This is a genomic window from Methylobacterium nigriterrae, from assembly GCF_037106235.1.
GTDB classification, from domain to species: Bacteria; Pseudomonadota; Alphaproteobacteria; order Rhizobiales; family Beijerinckiaceae; genus Methylobacterium; species Methylobacterium nigriterrae.
On sequence record NZ_JBAWTG010000365.1, the window covers coordinates 1 to 1385 of the forward strand.

3 protein-coding genes are annotated in these 1385 nt (G+C 66.6%); 1 reads left to right on the forward strand and 2 read right to left on the reverse strand.

Annotation, left to right across the window (positions count from 1 at the left end):
• Positions 1-416, forward strand: a 416-nt coding sequence (locus WDW90_RS37095; protein WP_336492721.1) for a GntR family transcriptional regulator, incomplete at its 5' end; no start/stop codon positions are given.
• Between the two features lie 325 nt (positions 417-741).
• Here the strand turns inward: WDW90_RS37095 and WDW90_RS37100 are convergent.
• Both WDW90_RS37100 and WDW90_RS37105 read right to left on the reverse strand, forming a co-directional pair.
• Positions 742-984 carry a DUF6894 family protein gene (locus WDW90_RS37100; RefSeq protein WP_336492722.1) on the reverse strand — a complete coding sequence of 81 codons (243 nt, stop codon included), beginning with the start codon at positions 982-984 and terminating at the stop codon, positions 742-744.
• 158 nt (positions 985-1142) lie between these two features.
• Positions 1143-1385 (reverse strand): helix-turn-helix domain-containing protein (locus tag WDW90_RS37105; protein WP_336492723.1); only part of this gene is annotated, 243 nt, incomplete at its 5' end.

Sequence of the window (1385 nt, forward strand, 5' to 3'; positions counted from 1 at the left end):
CGGAGATCGAGGCCTCCTGCGGGCGTCTCGCCGCGCGCCGGCTGGTCCCGGAGGACGAGGCCGCCCTGAAGGAGGCGCTCGCCGCCTGCGCGGCGGCGGCGGAGGCCGGCGACACCGAGGCCTATTACCAGGAGAACTACACCTTCCACACGGTGGTGTACCGCGCTAGCCGCAACGCCTTCCTGTGCGAGCAGGCGCGCCAGCTCCACCGCCGCCTCGCCCCGTTCCGGCGCCTGCAGCTGCGCGCCCGCCAGCGCCTCGCTCAGTCGCTGGCCGAGCATACCGCCATTGTCGAGGCGATCGTCGCCGGCGACGAGACCCGCGCCTCCGAGGCCCTGCGCAACCATGTCGTGGTTCAGGGCGATCGCTTCTCGGACCTCGTGGCGAGCATGCGCTCGATCAACGCCGCGGCGTGAGGAGTATCAGTCGCGGGTCAATCCGAAGGCATGCTCAGCTTCGATGCTCGTACACCTCGCCGCGCTCAGCGCGGCACCGCGGACGCTCCATAACGCCCAATCCGTGCGAATGGGCCGGATCGCGCGGCGTTTTGATTTCCAGACATGCAAACCTAACAGGTTGAAGTGCTTGGGAAACCGTCGTTTTCCTGCCATAGCATTTTGCGCCGTTTGGAACGTTCCACTGGGGCAAGCCCGATTGGAACGCAGGGCGGCTCAGACGGCTCTCAGACGCCGCGTAGCATCTCGGTAGGCTGGAGCCGAGCGGCTTTTGCCACCGGGATGCTCAAGCATCTCCGACCCAGGTCGTCGCGAGGTTGACGGTGGCGGTCAGCATCACCTCGCCGCTCTCGTCGCGGACAATGGCGCCCAGCCGGCTGTGCATGTGCTTGAGCGGCTGCTCCCGGGCGATGTCGCAGAGCACCTGCAACGCGATCTCGCGCACCCGATCCGGGCTGGCGCACTCCCGGCCATGATCGTCGTGGCTGGAGAACTCGTGATCGTGGACGTCGAAGAAATAACGCGACATACGGTGCTCCGCTGTCGATAGGCGGGAGCACACGTCTCTCTCAGCCGCTGGTGCCCGGGATCGTTGCCAGGGGTAAACATAGGATAAGCGAGAGAATCATTTCCGGCCACCACCTGCCCGGACGGGGCGTCGATCTCACGCGCCCGGCGCGCGCGGTGTCAGGTGCCGGTAGTTCGGGTTGAAGCCACACGCGAGCTGGAGCGCCTCGAGATCGAGGATCTCCAGCCGTCCCCCCCCCGAAGCACGATCAAGTTCCGTTTGCGCAGGTCCTGCAGCACCCGGTTCACATGCACGTTCGTGAGCCCGAGCACGTCCCCAAGCTCACCCTGCGTGAGGGGTAGATCGAAGCTGTTGCCGTCCGCGCAGCCGACGAGCTGCAGGCGCAGCAGCAGCTCGCAGAA

Coding starts and splice junctions, on each gene's coding strand:
- WDW90_RS37100 (WP_336492722.1), bottom strand. CDS start 984: ATGTCGCGTTATTTCTTCGACGTCCACGATCACGAGTTCTCCAGCCAC.